18 protein-coding genes are annotated in these 25,182 nt (G+C 60.6%); 7 read left to right on the forward strand and 11 right to left on the reverse strand.

Features of this window, described 5'->3' with window-relative positions; genetic code table 11:
- Nucleotides 1-217: 217 nt before the first annotated feature.
- From J9611_RS10635 to J9611_RS22740, 4 genes are all read right to left on the reverse strand, one after another.
- The gene (locus J9611_RS10635) at nucleotides 218-778 is read right to left on the reverse strand and encodes a recombinase family protein (protein WP_211880011.1); all 561 of its coding nucleotides are present in this window, start codon (nucleotides 776-778) and stop codon (nucleotides 218-220) included.
- Nucleotides 779-1,798: 1,020 nt separating this feature from the next.
- Nucleotides 1,799-2,509, reverse strand: a complete 711-nt coding sequence (locus J9611_RS10640; protein ID WP_211880013.1) for a pentapeptide repeat-containing protein — start codon at nucleotides 2,507-2,509, stop codon at nucleotides 1,799-1,801.
- 113 nt (nucleotides 2,510-2,622) lie between these two features.
- Nucleotides 2,623-4,245, reverse strand: a complete 1,623-nt coding sequence (locus J9611_RS10645) for an ROK family protein (RefSeq protein WP_211880015.1) — start codon at nucleotides 4,243-4,245, stop codon at nucleotides 2,623-2,625.
- Between the two features lie 557 nt (nucleotides 4,246-4,802).
- On the reverse strand, nucleotides 4,803-4,979 hold the full coding sequence (locus J9611_RS22740; RefSeq protein ID WP_372447780.1) for a recombinase family protein: 177 nt from the start codon (nucleotides 4,977-4,979) through the stop codon (nucleotides 4,803-4,805).
- A 488-nt stretch (nucleotides 4,980-5,467) separates the two neighbouring features.
- Between J9611_RS22740 and J9611_RS10650 the strand changes: the two genes are divergently transcribed.
- Entirely contained in the window at nucleotides 5,468-6,808 is a 1,341-nt protein-coding gene (locus tag J9611_RS10650; RefSeq protein ID WP_211880017.1) for a hypothetical protein, read from the forward strand.
- Nucleotides 6,809-6,922: 114 nt separating this feature from the next.
- Nucleotides 6,923-7,228: a hypothetical protein gene (locus tag J9611_RS10655; protein WP_211880019.1), complete on the forward strand. Its 306-nt coding sequence runs from the start codon at nucleotides 6,923-6,925 to the stop codon at nucleotides 7,226-7,228.
- 94 nt (nucleotides 7,229-7,322) lie between these two features.
- Here the strand turns inward: J9611_RS10655 and J9611_RS10660 are convergent, their stop codons facing one another.
- Together J9611_RS10660 and J9611_RS10665 are read right to left on the reverse strand one after the other, a co-directional pair.
- Complete coding sequence (locus J9611_RS10660; protein ID WP_211880021.1) at nucleotides 7,323-8,240, reverse strand: hypothetical protein; 918 nt, start codon at nucleotides 8,238-8,240, stop codon at nucleotides 7,323-7,325.
- 872 nt (nucleotides 8,241-9,112) lie between these two features.
- Nucleotides 9,113-13,975: a DEAD/DEAH box helicase gene (locus tag J9611_RS10665; RefSeq protein WP_246527650.1), complete on the reverse strand. Its 4,863-nt coding sequence runs from the start codon at nucleotides 13,973-13,975 to the stop codon at nucleotides 9,113-9,115.
- Between the two features lie 429 nt (nucleotides 13,976-14,404).
- Between J9611_RS10665 and J9611_RS10670 the strand changes: the two genes are divergently transcribed.
- The 3 genes from J9611_RS10670 to J9611_RS10680 are packed head-to-tail and all read left to right on the forward strand — an operon-like array spanning nucleotide 14,405 to nucleotide 19,144.
- Nucleotides 14,405-16,165, forward strand: coding sequence for an SIR2 family protein (locus J9611_RS10670; RefSeq protein ID WP_211880023.1), 1,761 nt, complete (start codon nucleotides 14,405-14,407; stop codon nucleotides 16,163-16,165).
- Nucleotides 16,165-16,737 (forward strand): hypothetical protein, encoded by a 573-nt coding sequence (locus tag J9611_RS10675; protein ID WP_211880024.1) that lies wholly within the window; start codon nucleotides 16,165-16,167, stop codon nucleotides 16,735-16,737. The genes J9611_RS10670 and J9611_RS10675 overlap by 1 nt, the downstream gene beginning before the upstream one ends.
- Nucleotides 16,712-19,144 carry an AAA family ATPase gene (locus tag J9611_RS10680; RefSeq protein WP_211880025.1) on the forward strand — a complete coding sequence of 811 codons (2,433 nt, stop codon included), beginning with the start codon at nucleotides 16,712-16,714 and terminating at the stop codon, nucleotides 19,142-19,144. The genes J9611_RS10675 and J9611_RS10680 overlap by 26 nt, the downstream gene beginning before the upstream one ends.
- Before the next feature lie 467 nt (nucleotides 19,145-19,611).
- Here J9611_RS10680 and J9611_RS10685 read toward each other — a convergent pair whose 3' ends face one another.
- Entirely contained in the window at nucleotides 19,612-20,955 is a 1,344-nt protein-coding gene (locus tag J9611_RS10685) for a ParB/RepB/Spo0J family partition protein (protein WP_211880026.1), read from the reverse strand.
- A gap of 462 nt (nucleotides 20,956-21,417) precedes the next feature.
- On the opposite strand from J9611_RS10685, the gene J9611_RS10690 reads away from it, so the two are divergent.
- Together J9611_RS10690 and J9611_RS10695 are read left to right on the forward strand one after the other, a co-directional pair.
- Complete coding sequence (locus J9611_RS10690; protein WP_211880027.1) at nucleotides 21,418-21,675, forward strand: hypothetical protein; 258 nt, start codon at nucleotides 21,418-21,420, stop codon at nucleotides 21,673-21,675.
- 117 nt (nucleotides 21,676-21,792) lie between these two features.
- Nucleotides 21,793-21,993 (forward strand): hypothetical protein, encoded by a 201-nt coding sequence (locus J9611_RS10695; protein ID WP_211880028.1) that lies wholly within the window; start codon nucleotides 21,793-21,795, stop codon nucleotides 21,991-21,993.
- 340 nt (nucleotides 21,994-22,333) lie between these two features.
- Here J9611_RS10695 and J9611_RS10700 read toward each other — a convergent pair whose 3' ends face one another.
- The 4 genes from J9611_RS10700 to J9611_RS10715 all read right to left on the reverse strand — a co-directional run bounded on the left by J9611_RS10700 (nucleotide 22,334) and on the right by J9611_RS10715 (nucleotide 25,167).
- Entirely contained in the window at nucleotides 22,334-22,483 is a 150-nt protein-coding gene (locus J9611_RS10700) for a hypothetical protein (RefSeq protein ID WP_211880029.1), read from the reverse strand.
- Between the two features lie 225 nt (nucleotides 22,484-22,708).
- Nucleotides 22,709-23,737, reverse strand: coding sequence for a DUF4192 domain-containing protein (locus J9611_RS10705; protein WP_211880030.1), 1,029 nt, complete (start codon nucleotides 23,735-23,737; stop codon nucleotides 22,709-22,711).
- 576 nt (nucleotides 23,738-24,313) lie between these two features.
- The gene (locus J9611_RS10710; RefSeq protein ID WP_211880032.1) at nucleotides 24,314-24,661 is read right to left on the reverse strand and encodes a DUF8317 domain-containing protein; all 348 of its coding nucleotides are present in this window, start codon (nucleotides 24,659-24,661) and stop codon (nucleotides 24,314-24,316) included.
- A gap of 77 nt (nucleotides 24,662-24,738) precedes the next feature.
- Complete coding sequence (locus tag J9611_RS10715) at nucleotides 24,739-25,167, reverse strand: hypothetical protein (protein ID WP_211880035.1); 429 nt, start codon at nucleotides 25,165-25,167, stop codon at nucleotides 24,739-24,741.
- Between the last annotated feature and the right edge of the window lie 15 nt (nucleotides 25,168-25,182).

Genomic DNA, 25,182 nt, shown 5'->3' on the forward strand with positions numbered 1-25,182 from the left:
TGGGAGCATGGATACAAGACAAGTTAGGCGGAAACATTAAGCCGGGAAACAGGGACGCGACCCCCGAACCACAAGGGCAAACTCCCCACCCTCGGCTTAACGATTACCTCGGCTTAATCGGCGTGATGGATCAGCCCGTCGAGGCTTTGGTTTGCCTTAAGCCATCTGCGCCAGGCGTACTTTGGTCCGAAGCCGCGGGCACCAGTCGCGCTTGCCTTCAGCCCTCTGCCTTAAGGTACTGGTAAAGGGTCTCGCGGCTGATGCCGAATTCCCGGGCCAGGCCGGTCTTCTGCTCCCCCGCCCCGGCCCGCGTGCGCAGCTCGGCTGCCTTCTCCGGCGAGAGCGCCTTCCGGCGGCCGCGGTAGGCTCCGCGGGCCTTGGCCAGGGTGATCCCTTCGCGCTGGCGTTCACCGATCAGGGCCCGTTCGAACTCGGCGAAGGCGCCCATGACCGAAAGCATCAGGTGCGCCATCGGGGAATCCTCCCCGGTGAAGACCAGATGTTCCTTGAGGAACTCGATCCGCACCCCCTTCTTCGTCAGCCTCTGGACCAGGGACCGCAGGTCATCCAGGTTCCGGGCCAGCCGGTCCATGCTGTGCACCACCAGGGTGTCCCCGTCCCGGAGGAAGCGCAGCAGCTCCTCGAGCTGCGGGCGTTTAATGTCCTTGCCCGAGGCCTTATCCGTAAAAATCCGGTCCAGCTCGATCCCCTCGAGCTGGCGCTGGGTGTTCTGGTCCAGGCTGCTGACCCTGATGTACCCGATGCGCTGCCCGGCCATAATGCCTTCCTTACGAAGAGTGTCAGGTTGAACCCTAAGACCCGCGACCCCGCGTGTCAAGAAACCAGAAAAGCGACCCTAGCCTGACATGTGCTATCCCGTGCCATCCTGACGTCCGGATAGGGTATACCCCAACCTGACCTCGGCGTTCATCTCGGAGGGCGTCGAAGTGGGTGGGTTTGGTGCCCTACAGCCCTCGTAGGGCACAACCTGACACTAAACGCAGGGAATGTGACAAGAAGATGCGCCAGAGGTTTTGTGAACTGGTCGCAGGGCTTCCTTACTGGGAACGAAATCGCCTTCGCCCAGTAGTCTGAAGCGTTAAAGAACACATCACTAGGGGGAACCTCGTGACCGCAGCACCGACCTGCAAGCCTTGGTGCGATGACCATCAGTACGATGAACTCAACGAAGGGCCCTGGTCAATGACGATACGCTGACGCCTCTGAAACCGGTACACGTTTCGGACATGCCCCTCTTCACTCTTCGCAAACGATCGCATAGCATACGCATGATGTATCCTCTCCCTAGTCGGCCCTGCATCAGCCTCCGGGCTCTGCTCGCCTCTTAAGAAGGGGGAACCACATTGAATTCGTATTCTTGGTGGTGGGCGAAAAGCGCCAAAGCAGAACGAAATGAATTCCTTAGATCTGCATCTGCTCCCCCAGAAGAAGTTCACGGACAGATGAAGGGCAACCTCCGATACATGGAGGTTTATGGCCGACATCAGGAAGAGCTTTCTGCAAAACTTGGCTTACGCGCTCTTCCACTATTTAATTATCAGGGCACAATTATGTACATCATCTTTGTGACTGAGGGCCGAAAGTTCCTGATCCTTCACGTCGCCGTGTTGCACTCTTCAACTTCACCTGAAACAAACCCATCCGCCCCGATACCGACGCTCCCCCAAGCTGCGTGGAACTTAGCTCGAGCACGCCTCGATAATCAGACATATTGAACGCTGTCACCGCAACAGAGAGGAACAGACGTTCTGGTTGGGAGAGGCGTCTATTGAGCGGGTCAACTTAGGCCGTCAAATCCAGTTGCGCCCGTCCTATCAGATCCGGAAAAATCTGCTGAATCCTTCGTAGCTTTGTAGAACACAGCTTTCCTTAGCACTGAATCGGAAAAATCCACCGAAGTACAGTCGGCGTTGGAAAATATTGCATTTTCCAGGTTGCCGTGAGCGAAAACGCTGTACGTCAAGCGGGCGTCCGTAAAATCAGCGCCGATTAGAGTAGCATGATCAAACCAAGCATTTTGTAGATTTGCCCCAACTAAATTGGCTTTAGGTAAATAAACACCGCGCAAATCAAGTGGCCGCCGGCTCACCCGTAATTTATCCGGGCGTTCGCCGATTGTCGTGAGCGCTGCTTGTACCTCGGCGCCGATCCGTCCGTCATCAGCGGCCCTCTCACGGATTAGGCTACAAAGAGTCTGTTCAACGATCGGCCAGTATCCCGCGTCTTCTAGGGCAAGAAGCCTCAGACTGTGTACCCCGCCAGCCCGTACCGATTCGCTTTCCTGGTCGCCCATCTGACCGACAGCTTTCGTAAATCTTTCCGCCCGCTGGGTTGATCGTGCGAGTCCGAATGATCTGACTGTATAAATGAGACCTCCGACTAACCCGGCACCGCCGAGCAACTGGATGATGGAAGTGCGCGCATCGTTGACAGACTTCGCGTGGTCGGAGGTGTCTCCTTCTACAATTTTGACAGCTGCGAACTGCACTAGGACAACTATCAAAATAAATACTGCGGCACCAAGGATGATGGAACCAACCCACCGCCAGGGGCTTCTGGTCTTCGTGAGTAACGGTCTCCTTGGGCGATGAGGGAGCATGGCTAGACCAAGGTGTAACCGGCCGACACAGCATCCGCCGCAAGAAGATCGGGGACCCAGTCTGCCGCGTCTTTGATAAAGACCCACAGCCCAGCTGCCCCTGCTGCCCGTGCCCTTACGGTTTTAGTCAACGAGTGCCATTCACCACGTGGCTCACTGGCGACGGCCAACCTGCTCGAAGACGCCTCTCGCTCCGCGGCCCGAACCCCATTCATAAACTCGCGTCCACACGCATACTTATTCTCTTCGGCCAGATAGGGGGAAGCATAAGTAACCATGCGTTGGGGATCTAGCAAATTTACAGTAGAAGCGAGAAAACACCCGTAGGTCTTTCCAGCCTCAGCAAATATCTTGGCGGCCTCCAAGTCTCCGTTTTCTATCCTTCTATTCGCTACGGCAAGCCCATGCAAACGCTGCTCCGATGTTTCTGCAGGAATTCCTAGAGCAGTTAGCATGCCCTGAACACTGGTCATTGTCTCTAGGCACCCCTGATGGTCAAATCCTGCCCGACACTTTGGGCCTGCAGGATCTACGAGAACATGTCCGGATTCTCCCGCGGCGGAATTAGCTCCATGTATCAGCCTCCCTTCAAGGACGAGGCCAAGACCAAATCCAGTGCCGCTGAAGAGAGCCACAGCAACTGAATCATCATGGCGCTTCAAATATTCATACGCCGCTAATGCATTCGCATCATTTTCGATCGCTATTCTAAGGTCTGCAGTTTCACCTCGGCTACGGATTTCAGCTTGCAGTTCCTGTCTAAACTCAACCCCGCGCCAATTATCCTCAGCATCCTCAAGATCTGGAGCAAATTTGATGTTTCCGCTTTTCGAATCGACTACGCCAGCAACACAAACACCCACACCCAACACGGGTTTTCGTGTGGAGGCAAGCAGATCACTCACAATATCGGCAACTTTTGGTACAACTGTAGTCCGCTTTGAATCCTCCAACGTTTCGATGGTGCTGCGAATGTGATCGCCGTCAATTGTCATCAATTCAGCAACTATCCGATTCCGCTCGAGGGATACGCCGATGACACAGGCAAACTTGGGAACAAAGGAATACTTCCTCTCGTCACCTTCTCCGACACTCCGTGTCCATCCTTCATCGTGAAGAAGATTGAGGAGAGGGCCAATCATGTCTGTTCGCAGATGACTGGAGTCAGCTAGTGCCTGAAGAGTTTGTGCCTCATTCTTCGGTTGTCGTACCAAAGCAGTCAGTAGCGGAGTTAGTGCTGTCGCTTGCACGATGGTTGGCTTCTCAGCGGAAATCGGCAGGTTTTGGGCGACAAACCCGAAGTCGAAGCGATGCCCCAAAGCGCGGGCATACCTCTGTAGGGTACGAAGTTGTGGCTCGACTCGTCCTGATTCAAGATCAGACACGGCAGATTGAGTCGTTCCCATCCTGGCCGCCAATTTTTTCTGGCTCAGCTTTTTACTCTTGCGGATCACTGGTCCGGTGGCCAGAAATTTTGCCCGCTGGAAAGTCTCCTCATACACCAGAAGGGCCGCAGGGTCGTTGTCAACGTCTGCCAGTAACTGGTCGAACTCTGGGTCAGGTTCAAATACCAAGTCAGGCTGCCCCGTGGAGGGTTTACTTACCACTTCATTCTCCTCTGACATGAAACGGGCTTCCGTTCGACATGCGAGCCGCGCGTTCGCCGATACGGCACTAGGCGGTACGCTACTCCGAAAATATCGGTCTGAACAGATATTTTAGCATGTTCATGCCAGCGTTCCGCCTCGGCTACCGGTCCCCCGTCCCGGACGCCCTTGTTCTGAGATGAGGGGAAGCCAGCGACGGCAGCGACAAACAACTACGAACAGGGACCAACACCGCCGACTTTTACCTAGATCGCCGGGGCGATGGGTGTCGACGTGGCCCGAGTGCAGACTACTTCGGGCATTCTGCGCAGACGACGGCGAAAAATGGCAGGCCCGGCGCTTGGGGTAATCTGCGTGTCTCAGAACCCGTTTCGAAGGCGACGTCTCATTGATCCCGTTGGAAATGACCTAGGCAACGGTCCGAGCGATGGCCTCAGGTTCCGGGGCTACCTTGCCTGTTCGGGGTCCAAGAGCCTTGGTGAGGCTGGACATGCTCACGCTGAGGGTCTCTGCGATCTTTTGGAGTTTCTTGCCCTTAGGACGCAGGTCTCGGGCCGTCTCGAGTTTTGCCGGGGTCATCGCAGGCGGGCGGCCGCCGAGCCGGCCTCTAGCTTTCGCGGCCGCCACCCCGCCTTGGTGCGTTCGTACTCGGCCAGGAATGCGAACATGTCGAAGATCAGCTTCCCGTGCCCACTTGTCGTGTCCAGCCAAGGTTCGGCAAGAGACCGGAAGCCTATCCCCCCGCTGTTCAAGGCCGGTGACCATATCGGACAGATCCGCGGTGCTGCGCGGCGACCTGGGCATCAAGGGACTGACCCCGGGTGCTGACCCGTGCATAGCCAATGACGTTCCGACTCATGAGGCTGCCGTTCATGAGGCTGCCGTTCATGATGCTCAGGGCGTCCCATGTGTGAAAACACGTCAAAAATCCTCTTTCCCGCGTCCCGACCGTCTTTGATACCGGGAACGGGTTCTGACTAAAAACATCGGCTCAAACCGCCGATTTTCAGCACTCAAATTGGCAAGTCGAAAAGACTAGTCAGAAACGGTCGTTTTTGAACCGGATGTCTTTCGCTTGTACCGCAACCGGTATCACGAGCCCATCAAAGCGAAATCCGCACGGAATGTAAGGGCATGTTCCGACATCGCATCTCTATTTTGAGGCTGCGACGTCGACACGGCACTTCGCCCCGAGCCAGCCAAAACGCGAGATGGCAAGCTATACAAATAGTGTGGGGGTATGACCAGCACTATCGAACTGCAGACCATCAGTCGCCACCCTGAGTACGGGGACTTTGTTACTGGCCTTTTCATAATGGAAGGTTCCAGTTCTGACGAATTCGGGGCAGGCAACTCGGCTATAACAGCCCCCGTTAGAGATGTGCTAGCCGCCGTTCCCGTTCTTCGCTGGATCCCGACGCCCAGCGAAGAGGACAACATCGTCGAGGCGACAACTATGCTCCAAGCGGCAGCCCTCGGTGCGATCAAGCTGGGTGATGCAACGCTGCCGATGACGCTCAGTCCCTCGTCGAAGGCAACGTTCCTAATGGACGAAGGGGGCCTCCGGATTCAGAGCATCGGTGGACGATCTCTCGGACTTTTTGGCGGCTGGACTTTTCAGATTGAGGATCGGCTGCGCTGGTTCCTAGAGAATGGCGAGACTCTTGGTATCCAAATTATGTCGCCCTCTGGCGACCCATGGGTTACGTCACTCACAATCGGCGGCAAGCCATCCCGACTGGCGGTGAAGAACGGCAACATCGCCTCTAAGGCTCTTTCCGGCCTCATCAACCACTCGACAAGTTGGACTTTCGCTCACCTCGGCAACGTAAGTTTGTTCCCAGATGCCAGAGAAGTCGCGGATCACCACTACCGGACCTACGCTGCGACACCCCTGACGGCCGATATCCCAGACGTCACTTATCATGGCCCGTGCCTTGGTTGTGGCGCTCCAAAACTGACTCGCGAGCACTGCACGCCGGACTGGATCTCACGCGACCTAGGCGTCATGCCGGTGACCGCAGACATCTTCTGCGGTGGCTGCAATTCCTACTTTGGGCAGGAATTCGAGAATCCTATTGCCAGTTCGTACCGCGCAGGCACCCTGCTACATCCCGGGACAAGAGCACTTTTCTCTAAGTGGGCCATCAAGACGGCACTTACCCTTGCTGCCGCCTCAGATGTGTCCATCCGGCAGCCATGGATGCGCGAACTCCGCAACAACACGATTCCTAAGGGCTTCGAAATTTTTGCAGAAATGGGAACCATCACTGACCCTGGGTATACGTTTGCAGTCAGCCATTTTTCGGCGGAAGACCAGAAACGCGGCCAATTCCTCACATCATTCGTGCTCGGTGATGTCTCCGTCGTGGTCGCGCATGCTGCGTCGCAGCTAAACAAGATTCCCCAGTTGCCCAGGATCCACCCAAGCCCTCGTCCCGCCGACACACGCGCCAGCGGGCAGGACTCATCAGGTGGCTTACACCACAAGCTTCTAAGCCGGATGACCAATTCCCAGCTCGGGTTCACCCCCTCGAAGATGAAGGCTGTTACTCCACGTCAGCCCCGCGGTACAAGATAGGTCTGTTAGCGCTACGAGGCCGAGCTTGAAGATGCCCTGGCGCGCATCGAGACGGCCAAAGTAGGCGTTCCGGCCCGTCGTGCCAAGCATGTTGCCGAGGCTCGGGAGCTGGATGTGCTCAACGCGGTGTTCGCCCTGCACTACTTTAGTCGGAGGTTCTCCGGGAACATCGCGGAATATGGGCTGGGACCGATCGGCCTCAGCGAGGCCCTGGGCGACCTGTTCCCTCCGAAGCAGATTGATAAGGCTGTTGCCCAATCCGACGCCCTGACCGAAGAAGGTATCCGTCTGGGACAAGGTCCTTGGAACTGGGACTCCGACATGGACCACCTGCGCCAGGCCCACCCCGGTTTCAACGTCCGGCCCTCGGCGATGCTCTGGACTGGGGTCGCCTCCACGGGGACTGGTGAGTCCGCGTAGTCCCGTTCCCTTTTCGACCAATGCAAGTCAAAACTCATCCCCAGGAAGTTTCGTAACACGCGAAATTCGATAACGGTCGTTTCGGACTATTCCGTCAATCCTCGATCCTGTTTCCGTCGAGGTCTTCTTCATCAGATTCCGCTTCGCGTGCGTTAATCCGTTCAAACACCTCTCCCAGCTCCTCCTCGACAACGGCATCGTCGGAGATTCTGGCGATGTGATAGTTGAAGAAGTCCGCAGATGTGTGGATGAAGGTTGGAGAGACGACCTCGCCGAGGATCGGGAGATCCGGATCCGTGTAGTAGGTGGCCACATTAAGGATTGTCGACACCCACCGGACCTTCCGAAACAGGCTCAGCACCACGCCGACCGATGGCTCGTACATCGGAAGCTCCAGGTCTTCCATCACCGTCCGCGCGGTCGATTCAAGCCCGTCGTCGGCCAGTTCTGATCCGATCGCGTGCGCCATAGCATCCTTGAGTGAAATTAGCCGGCGCACTTCCTTGGAGACCGAAGCCCTCCCAGCAAGGGCAGACCACTCGTTGTAGGTATTGATCTCGGCGTCGTCTTTCCACAGCGCATCTAGGTGCTCGTACCGTCCAGCTCCGCTAGCGAACCGCTCGACCGTGCCCACGAGCTCGGGGTCGAGGTCATCCAACGGTCGGACGAGGTACTCCGTTTCACGCTCCGAAGGGTCAGGGGCCGTCGTGGGCGGGGATAACGCTTCAACGGCGTCAATCAGTGCTCCAATCCTGTGCGAGTAGTCGCGGAGCCTGGGGAACTCTCCAGTGGTCGCGTACACGTTGCAGGCGATAGCCAGCTTGCACAGGCGCTCCAGGCCCGACGAATAGGAGTACATCCCGACGTGAAGTGCGTAGTTTAGGTCTCGGCTGCCCCATTTGACCAGTTCTGGGTCGGTAGGGACGGCGCACAACCTCCGGAGCCCGGTCAGTGTCAGCTCTGTGGCGAACTGGGTCTCGACGACAAGGCTCTCCCAGATGACCTGGGGCATGTTCCCATTCATGCCGCACCGACCCGACTGTCCGGGTACACTTCGGTCGTATAGGAGCCTCTAGCCCAGGCCCGGAGTTCATCCATGTGTGTCATGAGATGTTTTGATCCTTACCTGCTGCGCTTTGAAGTGCTGATTTCGGTTCCATTGTCTGTGATTGCTGCGCCGAAGGGGTGGCGGTGGCACTGGGAGCTAGAAAAGTGCGTTAAGAGGCTGATGTCGGGATATCGCTGTAAGTGGGCTACTCGGCCCCTTTTCCGTCGGCAAGGAACCGCTTGGTTGGTCAACGGCTGATCGGCTTGCCCTCCTATTCCGGCCATAAACTGTCGCTTTTTAGGTCATTTACCCGGGCGTACTTGCCCACAAAGAAAATCAGCTCAGCCGGCGCGGAACCCGCCAGCTGCCCCCGACGAACGAACTGACCCGCTCGATCAGGTCAATCAGGGTGGCTATCAGCCCAATAAGGTTTTCCGGGCTGGCATCATCCCACCCGACAAATACAGAGAGGGATGGCCGCTGGCCTTTCGACAAGGGTTTCCATCCTCCTCATCCGGTCAAACCAGCGGTCGACCAGACTCTGTGTGCCAGGTCATTTCGCCGGAACAGCGCGGCGCGAACCTCCCCCATCAATACGATCCCTTGAGCTGCGAACTGTCGTTCAGCGTCGGTCGAGTCGTACAGCCTAAGTCGGTCAGTGGCGAGCGTCAGGTTCGCCCCAACGGCCGCACCGGCATGGACTTCCTGCGCCCGGTTGTCAACGGAAGAAACCACAGCCTCGACTCTAGTTTCGAGGAGTGCCGCGAGCATGACGATTCGGCCCAGGAGCGCAGGGAGCTCTGGAGGGGTCGGGATCAATCATTCAGACCCGTCGTTCATTCGGCGATGTCCAGAACAGGAAGCTGGTCCACAATCTTCATCGACTCCACCGACACTGTGACGATGCGTTTGATGAGGTCCAGGATGTAGCGGGGGTTGCCGACCTCGCGGCAGTAGTCATTGGGATCGTTGGTAATCTGTGAATCCTTGTGGGTGGTCACCTGGTAGCGTTCGAGGATCCATTCGAGTGCAGACTTGCCATTGACCTGGTAGTCGTAGGCGTCCTCAGGAATCCCGCTCAGTATGATCCGCTGGTTGTAGATGATGCTTGAGCGGTCCCTGCGGGCGCCGAAGGACATCTTGTTCACGTGGTAGAAGTCGTAGGCTTCATCGGTGACCGAGCCCGTCGAAATCACGTCCCCGACCACGATCTCCTCCAACGCGTACGGCTGAACAGTCTCGTAGTTCAGATGCAGATCGGCCAGCTCGCGGCCTGCTTTGCTGAATCCCTTGAAGTCTTTGACCTTGGGGATGCGTGGCAACATCTTCATCAAGTCGGCTTTGTACTGCTCCTTATACGCGGGGCTGTGGAGCACACCGTACACGCAGTAGAAGATGTCCTCCTTGCCGATCTCAGGGTCTTCGTAAAAACCGCGGTAGGCGCTTAGCGTGGCATCTGTAATGTTGTCCCGGCGGACGTACCCATCGAGGGCGACGTTGGTCCCTATGTCCAGGGCGAGCTCACCCTCGGGCGCGGGCTCGTAGGTGTACAGGCTGAAGCACTGAGTGTCGCCGATTGCGTGTAGATCTGGCAGATGATCAGTCAGGAGCACATCCGACGCCCTACGCTTGTCCGCGTTGACCAGAATGACAAGGTTCTGATGAGCCTCCGTGGGGAACAGCTTCGGCAGCTGATATTGGCGTTCGTTAAGTTTCGAATCGAAATAGACAACTTGGCGAGTGAATGGGCGGTACATGGACGTAACCATTGCAGATTCCGAAAACTCGATATGCGAATTGCGCCTGTGATGGTCTTGCAGCCCGCCGCCCCACGCGATCTTGGTCGGATTCATGTCAAGGTTTTCTTCGCCAACCTGCGAATTGTAGAAGTCGATCATGCGGCGCATATTGGAGCCCACGGCATCACGGGAGAAGTTATAACACCAGGAGTCGCGGTTCGTCTTCAGGCCTGAAGAATAGTTCTCGAAGATGGCGGGCGTGCCCGGCTTGCCTTTGGTTGCCTTGTCTCCGAGGGGCTGATAATTGTCATACTCTTCGTCGCGATGGTTGATCCAGTCCCCATGATGGTTTGGGGTGAGGGATTCCCATTCCGTCCCTTCGAGGGACTGTTCGATTGCGAGGATGTCGAGCTTCTGGTCTCGGGTGAGGTAGTCGCCAATGTCCCGATACTGTATGTCGGCGGGACCGGACCTCGCTGAGTTCTTGATCAGGATGCAGACGGCTATCTGTGTACGGGCGCCTTCGCCGAAGACATTCCCCGACTCTTTGCGACGCTGCTCGCCTGACGTGCGTGCGTTTCCCCGGAGGTTATAGACAAAGATCCGGCTGAACTCGTTCGCGAAGGTCTTGCGGATGCCGTCCGCAGTGTTGCCGTCGATGAAGTAACCGTTCGATACGAAGGCGATGACTCCGTCGTGCTTGATGCGGTTGGCCGCCCAGCGGATGCCGCGTATGTAGGAATCGTAGAGGCTGTTCTTGTTCGTCGCCGTGGACAGCTTCGCGTAGCTGTCCGCGATCGATGCGTCCAACAGAGGATATTTCTGGTTCTGGTTATTGTCGTTCGCGCTGGTCTGTCCGGTTGAGTAGGGCGGGTTCATGACGATGACGCGGATGTCCTGGTTCTTCTGCCGCTGCACCCGCTCGGAGTTTTCCGGGAAAACGACGGAGTCGAAGGCGCCGTCGGATTCGTTAAGCTGGAAGGTGTCGGTCAGGGCTATGCCGTCGAATGGGACATAGCCGTAGTCGAGGCCGTGCTTGGTGGATTCCTCGGCGAAGACTGTTTCGATGTTGATGGCGGCGATGTAGTAGCTGAGCAGGACTATCTCGTTGGCGTAGAGCTCCTGTGTGTACTTGCGGTGCAGGTCCTCAGGCTTGATCAGCCCGGACTGCAGCAAACGGGTCACGAAGGTGCCGGTGCCGACGAAGGGTTCGAGGATGGATACTCCCTCATCCGATAGGGACTTGCCGAACTCCAGGCGCAGGGCTGCATCCGCGGACCGCAGGATGTAGTCCACCACCGGAACCGGGGTGAAGACGATGCCGAGCCGGTCCGCGACACGGGGAAAGGCATTGCGGAAAAAGTTGTCGTACAGCTCCAGGATGATTTTCTGTTTGGCGCCGGCGTTATCGATGGACTTCACGCGGGCCCGGACCGAGTCGTAGAACTTCTCCAGCCCGGCACGTTCCTTTTCGAATGCGGAGTTCTCATCCAGCTGGTTCAGGATGTTCTGCATGGCCAGCGAAACGGGGTTGTGTTCTGTGAAGTTTGAGTCGGCGAACATCGCGTCGAAGACGGGCTTGGTCACCAAGTGCTGGGCGAGCATCTCGACGGCCTGGGCCTGGTCGATTTCCGGGTTCAGGTTCTCCTGCAGGCCCTGGATGAAGTCGTCAAAGGCTTTGCGGTGTTCCGGGTTCGCCCCGGCGAGGAGGTTGTTGATCAGGGCAATGTGCTTGTTCGCGATGTCCGCGATGTCCTTGGACCAGTCCTCCCAGTACATGCGGTTCCCGCACTTGTCCACGATTTTCGCGTACACGGAGTCCTTCCACTCCGCGGCCGGGAACTGGAGCTGCGGCTGGACATAACCCGGATCGGCCTGATCGCCGTCATCGCCATTGCCGCCACCTGTGTGGTCTCCCCCGCCGGCGTTTCCGCCCACGTTCGTTGGGGCTTTCTTCTTCGGTGACAGGTCCACGGTGTCGACCAGGATGGATTCGGGTGCTTTGGCGTTGAGTTCGATCTGGTTGATGGCGGCGTCCATGCGCTCATCATGGGCGCGCAGTGCCTGCAGGACCTGCCAGACGACCTTGTAGCGGGTGTTGTCCCGGAGCGCTTCGGAGGTGGACATGCCTTCCGGGATAGCGATGGGCAGGATGATGTATCCGAATTGTTTTCCCTTGGCGATGCGCATGACCCGGCCGACGGCCTGGATGACGTCGACCATCGAGTTCCGTGGATTCAAAAAGAGGACGGCGTCCAGGGACGGGACGTCCACGCCCTCTGTGAGGCAGCGGGCGTTGGTGAGGATCCGGCAGACGGGCCGGTCCTCGGGGCCGTCGACGTCTTCCTTGAGCCAGTCGAGGCGTTCGGCACGGGTGATGGCGTTGAAGCCGCCGTCCACGTGCTTGACCTCGACCTTCAGGTCATCGGTGGGGTCATCGTTGTCCAGGTTGGTCAGGTGAACCCGGACCAGATCCGGGAACTCTGACTCGACGAGCTTGGAGGATTTGATGTCGCGGTTGAACGCCACCGCCCGTCGCATCGGGGCGAGGTCGTTCCCGAAGGACACCTCGTGGGTGCCGGAGCGGCGCTTGGCGAGGCCGTTCCAGCAGCCGATGAGCTTGGCGACGTCGTCGATCTGCAGTTCCATGTCCGAATCGGCCAGTTGGTCCTGGAAGCTGGAGACGACCTGGGTTTCGTCCACACCCAGGACAAGGACCTTGTAGTCGGTCAGCAGTTTTTTCGTGACGGCTTCGCCGAAGCCGATCCGGTAGAACACCGGCCCGTACATGGTCTCGTCGTCCATCGAACACAGGATCGCGTCGCGTTCGAGTGCCTTGTTCTTGGTGTCGTCGTTGAACAGGCGGGGGGTGGCGGTCATATACAGGCGCTTGGCGCCGGCGATGACATCGTTACGGTGGACCTTTACGAAGTGGGATTCCTCAGTGCCGGCCAGGGTGGCGCCGGTCGTGCGGTGCGCCTCGTCGCAAATGATCAGGTCGAAGTCCGGCAGCCCGGCTTTCTGTGCCTGGGAGACCGCATCAATGGACTGGTACGTTGAAAACACCACCGTCATTCCTTCATCCAGCTCACGGGTCCCCATGGCCTCCAACAGGGTGGCCCCGTCCGTCGTGGCCGGGATCTGCAGGTCATGGATGGCCACATCAGTGAAGTCGGAATTCTTTTGCCGGCCCACCTTGTTGTCGGAGCAGACGGCGTAGGCGTGCATCGTCTGCATCGTCTCGTCCGACCATTCCTTCAGCGACTGGGACATCAGCGCCAGCGAGGGCACAAGGAAGAGCACCCTGATGTGGGTCTCCTGCTCTGCAAAACGCTCGGCAACCTTTAGTGCGGTGAAGGTTTTGCCTGTGCCGCACGCCATGATGAGCTTGCCGCGGTTGTTGGTTTCAAAGCCCGTCATGGCGGCGTTGACCGCTTCGTGCTGATGGGTCCGCAGCTGCTTCTTCTCATGCAGCCTGGGGGCCCTGGCAGGATCGGTCAGTTCGTACGTTGCCCAGTCGATGTTGGAGTTCCGGAAGTCAGAGAGCCCGATGCGCTGAATCGGCAGGTGCTGACCGTCCAGCATCTCCTCCGCGTTCGGAGACCAGTCCCGGCCCGTGGTGTCCACGATCAGCCGGTGAGAGAAAGCCAGCTTCCCCGACGCGGAAATGAACGAATCAATATCCGATTTCTGGATCCGGTGACCCTCGGCATAGAACTTGCACTGGATCGCTGTGAGACCGCCATCCTGGCGCTCGGCCACGAGGTCAATGCCGTTGTCCTTCTTGCCGTCACGGGCCGGCCAGTCCCTCCACAACCACACGTTCCGGTACTGCGGAGCCTGAACGCCGTCCTTCTCCAAGTACCGGCCGACGAGCTGCTCGAAGTAGTTCCCCTTCATCCGCTCCGAGTCCGCGAGGGCACGGTAGGAATCGAGCAGTACATCGAACGTTGTTGCCAAAGAGAAAACCCCCGGAGAAGAGAAGCATGCGGATCCGGCTTGAACCGGTGTCTCTGATCATATGATCTTCCACGCCGCTCCCGACGCCGTATGTGATGCGCAGCCATCGTTGTCGTCCGACGGTGGTGCTTTCGATCCTCACAATGGGTCGTTTTGACCTGTGAATAGGGCACCTTTACCGGGAAGTGTTGCGGGCGGGTTTACGGGAATCGGCGGGCCCGGAAGCTGGGCGTCTGTAAGAGTGCTGCATGTTGCCCTGCTGCCATCGGTGGAGGACCGGCTGACGGCACCACTTGGCAGCATCGGTTCATGACAGAAGGTATTTCGCGATGACTGCCTTTCGCTACAACGTGGGAGGATGACCCGAGAACCGCTGACGTGCTGACTGCCCGCCGGTCCGCGGGAACTGACGGCTCTAGAGGGGGACCCATGATGACAGCTGAACCACTGAGGACTGTGCCTGCCGTCCTCGCGCGGTTCGACACGACGTTGTCGCAGTTCGCCGCAGCGTTTGAAGATGGCCAGTACGTCTTGTGGCTTGGTTCAGGCATTTCCCGCGACAGGGTGCCAAACGTTTACTCGCTCCTGGAGCGTGTCATTGAATCCTTGCGTGTCAGCATCAACCCAGACGACGAGTCGTGCGCGTATCGCCCTGCGTTCGATACCGTGCTTGAGTTGGCAAGCCTGACAGCGAAAGAGCGAGCGACCATAGACAGCACCATTCCGTTCGCAGAGTGGGCGCTCCGCGAGCGAATTACTGGAGTTCTCGCCAATCGCTATGCCGAGGTTCTGGACGTCGAGGTTGAAGGGGAGGCGAAGGATTACCTCGTGTGGGAGGTCCTTGACGTCCCGCAGACCTATGGGTCGCCCGATATTGAACCCGATGTTGAGCACTACTGCATCGCGCTTCTGATGCTTGAAGGGCTCGTCGACTCAGCAGTGACCGCGAACTGGGACGGGCTCGTAGAGAAGGCATTGAGTGAACTCATGCCCGCATTCGACGCAGTTACTCGTGTCATCATCAAACCTGAGGACTTTCAACTCCCCAAACGGCATGTTGAGTTCGTCAAATTCCACGGCTGCGCTGTCCGAGCTCACGGTGACGCCAGTTACCGACCCTTACTCATTGCGCGTCATTCACAGATATCCATATGGGCAACCGAAAAGCAGCATCGACCGATGCGGAAGCGATTGGAGTCGCTCTACTCGGAGCGTCCGACACTCATGTTGGGTCTGTCAGCTCAAGATGCCAACCTGCACCACATGTTTGGCACGGCTGTCGAAGACTTGACTCGCCCATGGTCCCCGACGACCGCACCGGCGATCGTGCTAAGCGAAGAGAGCCTGCTCCCACATCACGCGCACCTTCTGAAAATTACCTACGGCGAGGACTACGACAAGAGTGCCTCCGCGATCGCTGAATCAGCCATCCTCGGCTCATTCGGAAAGCCCACGCTGCTCGCGTTGGTCCTGTCGTCGCCAACCCAAAAGCTGGCGTTTCTTCTGGAAAAGGTACTGCAGCCAGCGTGGGCTGAGGGAGAGATCCAGCGCCTGACCGCGAACCTCGTTGATCTGCGCGACTACGCCGCCAGCAATGCCAACCCCTGCAAGTCAGAGGAACTCCAGCCCTCGGAGATTTCTCAATTCCAACGGGAGTTCCTCGCCCGTCTCATCGACATGACACACCTGGTGTTGACGGTGTTTCGCACCGGCCGCGTGCCGTCAGCGGACGGACCTCGCTACGAGCCCTTGTCGGACAGACCCGTCAATCAGGCAATTCTCAACCCGGACTTCCCAGCGAAGGAGTTCGGCTTGCTGGGTGTAGCGCTTGCTTTGGTCGGTCGCGGTCACGCGTCGGGGCATTGGGCGGCCGCCCCGGGTGACAGCACATCACCCTCGAACGGGGTACTTCGTCTCGTGACAGACCAGCGCGACGCGCCTGTGTTCTTCGTAAAAGACGCTGCAACGTTGACGGAACTTGAGTTGGACGAGGCATTCGACGACAGCAACGGAAGTGCCTTCGTCGTCATCGCCAATGAGGAACCCACGGCATCGACTCGGTCGCCGCGGCCGCGTTTCGGTCGCGACGGCAAGACGCGGGCTGGGCGGTTTAGTGTGGCGTCGAACGTTGCCGATACGGCTTCTGCTGATGATCTGTTTGAGGCGTTCAAACTGGCGGGAGGATTCTGATGAAGAGTGTCCAGGATGTTCTGTCTGTCCTTGAGGCCTCTGGTTTCGAACGGCTCCCGAAGCCGTTGACCGTCGCCGGCACAGAATTTGACTTTGACGCCACAGCTCGCGGAAGGCACCCTTCGCATGACTTGGTTCTCGTCGCGACCGACCAATTTCCCCGTCTGCGTCTCCAGCGCCTCATTGCCGGCCTGGCCCGTTCTCTTGACCTCGCGGCGTCGCGCCGACCCATGAGTTTGGTACTCATGGGCGAAATCGCCGCCTCTGACCGGATTGAATTGGAACGCTATGCCCGTGTTCTACCTATCGGCTCCGTCACACCCGATGTTGCCGAAATCGAGGAGGCAGTCGCTGTCCTGCTTCCCCTCAAACTGCCGGCAGCTGAATTGGTGCATGGCAGCGACCCCGTTAACGAAGTGATGGCTGCGCTCGGCCCCGTCAACGCGACGACTGCCCACATCGCGCTCGTAAAGGCCGCATTTGATGGGCCTGACGCGGTCCGGGAAGCATTGCGTCGGTACGTTAACGAAGGTGCGGGTTGGGCTGATGACGTGGAGGACGACGATGAATGACGTGCCAATTCGAACGCTGACGGTGTCCGACTTCCGCCGCATAAAGGGCACCCGGGTGCTGCCGTTCGACGCACCCGTCGTCCTCATCCACGGCCCGAACGGTACAGGGAAAACGAGCGTTCTGTCCGCCTTGGAGCTTGCCCTGACCGGCGGCGTGCGAAGCATGGAACGGCAGGATGACCGCTATATATCGCACCTACCGTTCCTCGGGCAGGCGTACGCGACAGTTCGAGCCGACGTCGCCGAGTACCTGCAGGCGGAAACGCCCGGTGTCCCATTGACCGTCGGCGGAGCCCGCATCGAAGGCGCCCCAGCGCTCACCGACAAAGCCGCACAGTTCTACGCCGAACGCTGCTATCTGGACCAAGCATCCCTGGGACGACTCCTTGAGTTCTACCAGGCCCGGGTGGGTAACGAAGAGTCAGCCCTAGCGAAGTTCGTCAGTGAACTGCTCGGCCTTGAGAAGTTGGATGCCCTTCGTTCTGGGCTCAGCGAAGCAAACGACCTTCGGCTTCTCAAAAAACTCGCGGTAGGTGTCGAGGATGCCACAACCAAAGCGAAAACGGCGGCGGCTCATCTCAAGGATCAGAGCGACCTCCTCGCGAAAACACGGTCAGAGCTCGCTCAGGCGCGGGCTGCGACGCGTGAAGCTGTCGAGGCGCTATACCCTGACGTGGCCGACGACATGACGGACTCCGACATTTTGGGGTTCGTCCGGTCGACACTCAGTGACGACCACAGTCGTGTTGTGTCAACCAACGCGGCGGCACTCCACCAGGAACTCGTCGCGCTGGGCGGTCGCATCTCGGCGCTGTCAGAGCGTCCGTCGACCCAACGAATCCAGGAGATACGTACGGCCTTGGCGGCCATAATCGCCGAGCAGCAGATTTGGGACGCCACCGAAGGTGTCACCGTCCGCGTCTGGGAGGCAGCTGCGCAGACCGCTGGCGTCAGGCTGCCGAGCGAACCGCGATTTGCTCTCGAGCGGGCCGCAAACCTCGTCCTTGACGACTTGGATAACGCCTCGAAGGTTCGCGCCAAGGTCGACTCAGTCCGCGCGCAATTGGACACCCACCGAAGTCACTTGGACGGCCTTGAAGCCCGTCTCGCGGACGCTCACGAACATTCAAGTGCTCTCGTGGAGGGCCTCACTGCACTCCGCACGATCATCGACGACAGCAACGCATGCCCGGTCTGCGACCGTAACTATACCGAAACCGGCGCCCACAGCCTCCCTGCCCACATCGATGCGAAGCTCGCTGAGCTGACGACACATGGGCAGCAACTCGTAGATCTGCGAACCGAGCGTGACCATGTAGCGGCACGTGTCGCCCGTACCGAAATTGAATACACCCAACTACTCGACCGCGTTCTGACTGCCGACGAACAGGAGGCCCTCGAACACCACCACGCGAGACTCGTCGAACTTGCCGCGCAGGCTGATGACGTCGAACTAGCCATATCTCGTGGCGCAGACCTCACCCGACGGGTGCGCGAGTTTCAACAAGACCTCGATAACCTCGAAACCGCTTCGTCGGAGGACCGTCACATCAGGGGTGAACTCACCCGATACGCAGCACTTCTCCACGTCGATCTGCCTCCTACGGCCGAATCGCTCCAAACCCCATGGCGTCACCTCCTTGCCCAGGCCGAATCCGAAGTCGACCGTATTAGGGAAGAGGCCGACCACTACCGGGCAGCGGCCGACGAATCGGACCGACTCGCCACCGCGCTGGAACGCGAGGCAGTCGTGGTTCAGAGTGTCGCCGAACTCGTCTACCAGAAGAACCAATGGGAAGGCCGGGTATCTGAAGCGAAGCGCCGACAAGCAGTCGCGAAGGAAGTACACGACGCCGCTACGCGTGCTCGCACCACTATCGTCCAACGCGTCTTCACCGAATCCCTTAACGAAGTGTGGAAGAGCGTGTTTACCAGGCTCGCCCCGAGCGAGGGGTTTATTCCGAGATTCGGCGTCCCGACAGCCACGAAAACTGCGCTCGACATCAAGTTGGAGACGACTCACCGCACCGGCGCAGCCGGCGGCCCACCCCAAATGATGCTGTCGGCTGGCAACCTCAACACCGCAGCGTTGTCGCTATTCCTCGCACTCCATCTCGCCGTGCAACCCGTTGTGCCCTGCTTAGTGTTCGACGACCCCGTTCAAGCCATGGACGAAGTGCATGTTGCACAGTTCGCTGGACTCATCCGCATCCTGGCGAAGCAACACCACCGACAAGTCATTATCGCCGTCCACGAACGGGAACTATTCGACTACCTAACCCTTGAACTCAGCCCCGCCTTTGATGGCGACGAGCTCATAACCATCGAGCTCGGCGAACGCGCGACCGACGAGGACGAAGGCATAACCCGTCACACATGGAAGCCCGACGCCGCAATTGCCAGCTAGTCAGCACCACGTCCATATCTGGCACCGCCGAGTACGTCCGTGACGGTCCGTGATTAAAAGGCACCAGATCGGCAAACGCACCAGAGACGTTAGTCCGCCGCTGGATGCGCGAGACGTTGTTGTTCAGCGCGGAGTAGCACGTTTCCTTGACCCTTGAGTTAAAGAGGAGGGGTCGGCACTGATGTGCCTGCCCCTCCTGTGCTTTCCCTCTGCAAAGGAAATCTGTGGTTCAGCTTAGCTGAACTGGTTGTGCTGCTGCCGCGCGCTGGTACCTCGTTGTTCCTGGTCCCGCGGGCGGTGGTCCGCCAGCCGCTTTGTCGCGGTTGATGGCGGTCCGTCGCTGGTGAGTCGCTGCTGTGGTTCGCCCTGGGCGGCGGACCGCCCGACATCTGGGAGGTTCCTGGCCCTTGCGGGGTGGGTGGCCGGGCGGCTGCCTCTGGGGTACAGCCGCCTGGCTCAGGGTCCGGTTACTCGGTGTCTGCGGTGTGCTTGTCGAGGATGATCTGCTCCACGGCGCTTGCCGTGTAGCCCCAGGTGGTGAGCTGGTGCAGGTAGTGGAAGTGCCGCTTCTCGGCGGACCGCCATGAGTCTTTCTGGATGGTCTTTTCATACCCTGCGCAGATCAGGGCGATGAGGGAGAACTCGGGCCGGGCGGTGGTTTTGGCGGTGTGGTCCCGCAGCGGGTTCCAGCCCCACCGGTCGGTGTCCTCCGCGGTCTTGGCCCCGATCATCTCGGTGGCGACTTTGCCGTCGTAGCCGCTGGCGGTTTCGGGGTCGTGGGTGATGGCGTGGACGGTGAAGTACTGCCAGCCCTTCGGCGCGGTCTTCCGCGACAGCAGGGTCTTCACGAATTCCCGCCTCACCTTCGTAGCGGATTCCATCTCGCGGTTATTGGCTATCAGGGTCTTCCGCTCGGCTTTCTGTTCCTCGGTCATCGGGCCTTTCTGGGCCGGGGTGCCGCCGTCGTAGCGTTCGTACTTCGGGGTGAATCCCAGGTCCTTCCAGCCGGTGATGACGGGGTTGGCGTTGTGCTGGCCCCGGTAGTCGGTGCTGATCAGGCAGGCGTTGGCGTCTTCGTCGGTGGCCGGTGCCCCGTCTGCCCGCTTGGCGGCCGAGACGTACAGGTTCTCTTCGTCGGAGTAGTGTCCGGCGTCCTCCACGACGGTCTTGCCTTGGGCTTCCAGTTCCGCGATGAGCGTGGCGAGGGCGGCGGCGCTGTCGCGGCGGTCCCGCAGAAGCTGCGCGACGTGTAGGAGCTGATCGGGTTCGTCCGCGATGACGGACTCCAGTTCCTCGGTCGCGTCCTGGTTCCCTTCAAACTCGGCCATGATGAGGGCTTCGTCGATGGTGTATCCCTTGCCCAGGGCGGCGGCTCCGGCGTCGGAGGATTTGGCTTTCAGTGCCCCTTCCACGGTGGTCTTGGTGCGTCCGGTCTTCCTGGCGATCGCGGCGGCCGAGACGCCGATCAGGGACAGCTGGTGGTAGGCGTCGGCTTCGTCCGCTTCGGTCAGTTCGGCGCGCTGGATGTTCTCCACGACCTGGGTCACGATGCGTTCGGCTTCCTCGGGGGACTCGATGATCATCACCGGGATGCTGGTGCGTCCGGCTTCGACGGCGGCGCGGGTGCGGCGTTGGCCCATCAGCACGTGCACGGTGCCGTCGTCCTTGCGGTGGGCGATCACGGGTTCCATCACGCCGTGTTCGGCAATGCTGGCGATGAAGTCGGCGGTCAGGGCGGCGTCTTTGCGGACGTTGATGTCCACGGTCAGGGTGGCCGGGTCGAGCATTTCAAGGGTCGGTGTGGTGTTCATGGTGTTGCTCCTTTTGCAGAGGATTTGGTGGGTGGGGCGGCTCAGGTGACCGGCCAGCTTCCCCTCTCCCCCCGTTGTTTTTGGTTGCTGGCAAGCTTGCTTGCTCGGCGGCCGACGGAGCCCTGTCCACCCGCAGGGCAAGGTGGAGGAAATTCCCGGAGGAAATCAGCGACGCAGGAGCGCCGGAGGGACATTTCCTGCACCGCAGGCCCCGACGAAGGAGGGGCTGGACGGGGTGGAGCGGACGCCTAGAATCCGGAGGACAGCAACCAAAAAACGTCGCAGACGTCAACAGGGCCAGGGGGTCCGGAGCTCTGCGACGGCGCGCCCTGGACCCCATAGCCGGCCGCGCAGCGGACGCCCTTATGGGTGCGAGCCCTGCGAGCATGCCGTTTGCGCAACAGAGGGGTGCGCAAGGTCTGACCCCAATCGGCGGGTGGGTTGGGTCGTTAGAGTTGGGGCATGAGGGAGGCGGATCCTGCCGCGCGGGACGGAAACGGAGCGGCCGGAGGCTTGCCGCCGAAGGCTTTGTTGGTCCTGGCCGGTGTCTTCTCGGCCGCCGCGTTGGGCTGCCTTGTTCTGATCGGTGTGGACCTGTCCATAGGCAGGCCGGCGTCCGGGGACCTGTTCATCGGGGGGCTGAACGGGGTCCTGGCTGCCGTCTTCTGGGCGTGGTTCGTTCGATCCCGGCCCCGCGGAGCGGGAGCCGATCTCCGGTAGCCCGTCTGTCCTGTGTCCCGCCTCTTGCCGAAGACACGCTCCCCGTCCCCCACGCCCTGCCGGGACGGAGGGACGTTCGAAGCGCAAGCACCCGGGAACGCGAAGGAGAGCAATCCCATGGATCCCGTGCAGCAGGACATCAAGAACATGGACCGTCGTATCCGCGCCGGGTACACAGGTTCGTCCCGGCCGGTCATCATCCCGGCGCTTCGGCGGGAAATGAAGGCCGTAGGGTTCCCAGACCCTTCTGATCAGCTTGTCCGCAGCTATGCCGCTGCCGTGGAGCACGACGAGGCGTTCACCTTCACGCTGCGATGAGCAGGCAGGGAAGTTTTCCAGGCAAGGACGGAAGGACGGCCGTGCGCCGGGCCACCCGGCGGACACGGGAAAGCCCCTCGGAGGAGGGGCTTTCAACGGATAGATCAGTAGTTGGGTCATGTTGGTCAGCGGTGATGTGCTCCCCCTTCCCGGGCGCCGGAGGCGCCCCTGCCGGACTGTGTACTGCAAGACAGTAATAGGCGGACCGGCGCCCTGTCCAGCAACAGGGCACAGCGTTTTGTGCCGGACGGCGAAAGAACCGGCACGTGATGTGCCGGTTCTTTCTGTTTTCCCTCTGCATAGGAAATCTGTGGGCGCAGCCGGTGTTGCTGGGGGCCGCTCACTCATCGAGCGGGTGCTCGTCCTGCGATACGTCCGCCGGCCCGGTCCCGGGCGCGGCTGTGAGCAGGCGCAGCTCGAGGGTGTCCTCGGCGGCGCTGGGGTTTTCGGGCCTTTGGTCGTCCTCGGTCATGATGAATGCTGATCCCATGGCAGGGTGCTCCAGTGCTGGTGTGTGGGGCGGCGTTGTCCTTTCACCCTAGCGGCGGATCCTGGCCGTTGGCTGTCAGGTGGCTGCGCCCGCGTCAGCGTTGCCGGCGGCCGGAGGAGCGAAGCGGGGGAGGCCGCCGGCGCACCGCCTGAAAAACCTGGCGGCACCGGGCCGGACCCCTGATGCCGGGCCCCGTGGTGCGGGGCCCGGCCGGGCCGGTGCGGGTTACTGTCCCCGGGTGGGGCGGTAGGCGGTGTCCTTGTTCGCCGCTACCGGGGCGATGAGTCCGCGGTTGACCAGCTCGGCAAGCAGGACAGCGAGCCGGAACCCGGTCACGTCCTCGGTGGCGAGCTTGAAGTACCGGGCGGCGAAGCTGGCCTTGCCTTTGAGCCAGTCCAGCCAGCCGATCAGGGACAGCAGCGGGGCGCGCTGGCCTTCCGGGGTGGCCTTCATCAGCTCGAAGCCCAGTTCCTGGGCGCGGTCCACGCGTGCCCAGTCGGGGCGTGCGGGGAGGTGTCCGAGCAGGATGTCATCGAATCTGGGGGTGCCGGTGAAATCCCGGGCGGGGGTGATGACGTCGGCCATGAGGTAGTCCCGGATCATCTTGTGCTGGAAGGCGGCCGCGAGCTGCCGGGCCGTGGGACCGGTCAGGGCTGCCGGGTTGTCCAGGATCTGCGCCCACAGGGCGCGGGCGCGGGCCAGGTCGTCGGGGTGGCCCTGCGGGATTTGGGCGTCGATGGCGGTCCGGGTGTCCCGGTCCCCGGTGAACGGGGCCGGGGCGGTGAATCCGGTGACGAGGCTTCCGGTGTAGATCAGGGCGGCGTTTGCGTTGCTGGTGGTGATGGCGTCCAGCGGCCGGGCGGGGCAGCAGGTGCTGTCCTCGCACAGGTAGTTGCGCCAGTTCTCGGCGGTGATGATCCATGCGTCTTTCAGGGGCATGCCCGCCAGGTCAAGTGCGGCGGTGAGGGCTTGGACGTGCGCGGCGTAGGGGCGGGCGCCGTCGGGGCCGGTTTCGTTGGTGTAGATGGCCAGCACGGTGGCGGTCGCGGCGTCGTCGGCGGCGAGGTAGGTCACCAGTGCCTGCGCGTAGTCCTTGGGGGCGGCGTTGGACGGGGCGTCCACGCGGAGGGTCGCGCCGAGCTTTTTTCCCTGCAGGGTGAGCAGGACGAAGGATTCTTCCGGCTGGTAGCCGAGGCTGTGCGGGATGAACGCGAGGATGTCGGCGGGGCCGGTGAACTTCAGTGATTCAGTCATGATGTGGTGTCCTTTGCAGAGGAATCGGTGAGGGAGCGGTGTGACCTAAGCCAGCTGCGGATCTTCTCTCCCCCGTTGTTTTTTGGTTGCTGGCGGAGCTTGCGGAGCTGTGGCCGACGCAGGCCTGTCCACCCGCAGGGCAAGGGACGGGAAATTCCCGGAGGAAATCAGCGACGAAGGAGCGCCGAAGGGAAATTCCCGGGCCGCAGGCCCCGACGAAGGAGGGGCTGGACGGGCCGGAGCGGACACGTATGATCCGGAGGACAGCAACCAAAAAACGTCGTAGACAAGGCAGGGCCAGGGGGTCCGGAGCTCTGCGACGGCGCGCCCTGGCCCCACAGCCGGCCGCGCAGCGGACGCCCTTAGGGGTGCGAGCCCTGCGAGCATGCTCTTTTTTCCTGGTTCCCACGGGCCGCCCCTGCCGGCCCCGTGTCCTGGGCGGGGCCGGCGCACCGGCTAAGCTACCGGCGGCACTTGCCGGAAACGGCGGTCCGCCGCCGGGGACCACAGCGCCACCTGGCCAGGGGCGGCGGACCGCCAGCGGTGACCGGCCCGATGGACCGGCCACCCGTTTCCTTATTCGCGGCGGTCGTGCAGCGGTACGGCTCCGTAGAAGTCGATGCCGGCGCGGAACCGTGAGTCGGAACTGAAGATGAACGCGCCGCCGAACATGTACCACGGGGATTCTTCGTCCTCCGTGTGGAGGGGTTCGGCGTGGTAGGTCGCGCCGTTCGCGTTGTCCCGCTTGATGATGTGGACGGCGGGACGTTCGGCGGTGGCTTCAAAGATGGGGTCGATGCCGGGGCCGATGACGGTGACTTCGGTGGCCGTGGCTGAGATGCCCCGGTTGGAAAAATCGATACCCAGGGCGTCGCGGTAGATCAGGGCGGGCAGGCCCTTCAAGGGTGTGCGGTTCTCGTTCATGGTCGTATCTCCTTGTCGGGGGTGTGGGTGCCGGTGCGGCTCACGGGGTCCATGAGCCGCACCGGCTAAGTGCTGGCTTAGGCGGTCCAGCCGGGGTAGGGGGCGCGGTCGCGGCCGGGCAGTTCGGCGGCGGCCGCCGGGAGGTTGTCCGGGCCGTGGGCCTGTCCGTTGGCCCAGGAGAAGAAGGCGTGTTCGGTGATGGCCTCCCACTGGGCCCGCTGGGTGCGGTAGTAGGTGCAGGTCACGTCGCCCTCGCAGTAGGTGGCGACGCCGAACAGGTTCCCGGTCCTGTCGGCGGTGCGGGTCGCGGCGACGATGACGTAGGGCCATTGGCCCAGGTCCCAGCCCTCACTCCCCCAGTTCGGGATGGCGGCCCAGCCGTCTTCGCCGATGGCGTCGATCCATTCGTAGCCGTCGCCGTGGTGGAAGTCCCCGAAGACCAGTGCGCCGGGGATCACCTCGCCGGTGTCGGCGGTGATGACGGCGGGGGTGGTGGTGTCGTTCATGGTGGTGTGTCCTTT

Source organism: Pseudarthrobacter albicanus (genome assembly GCF_018224015.1).
Taxonomy (GTDB): Bacteria; Actinomycetota; Actinomycetes; order Actinomycetales; family Micrococcaceae; genus Arthrobacter; species Arthrobacter albicanus.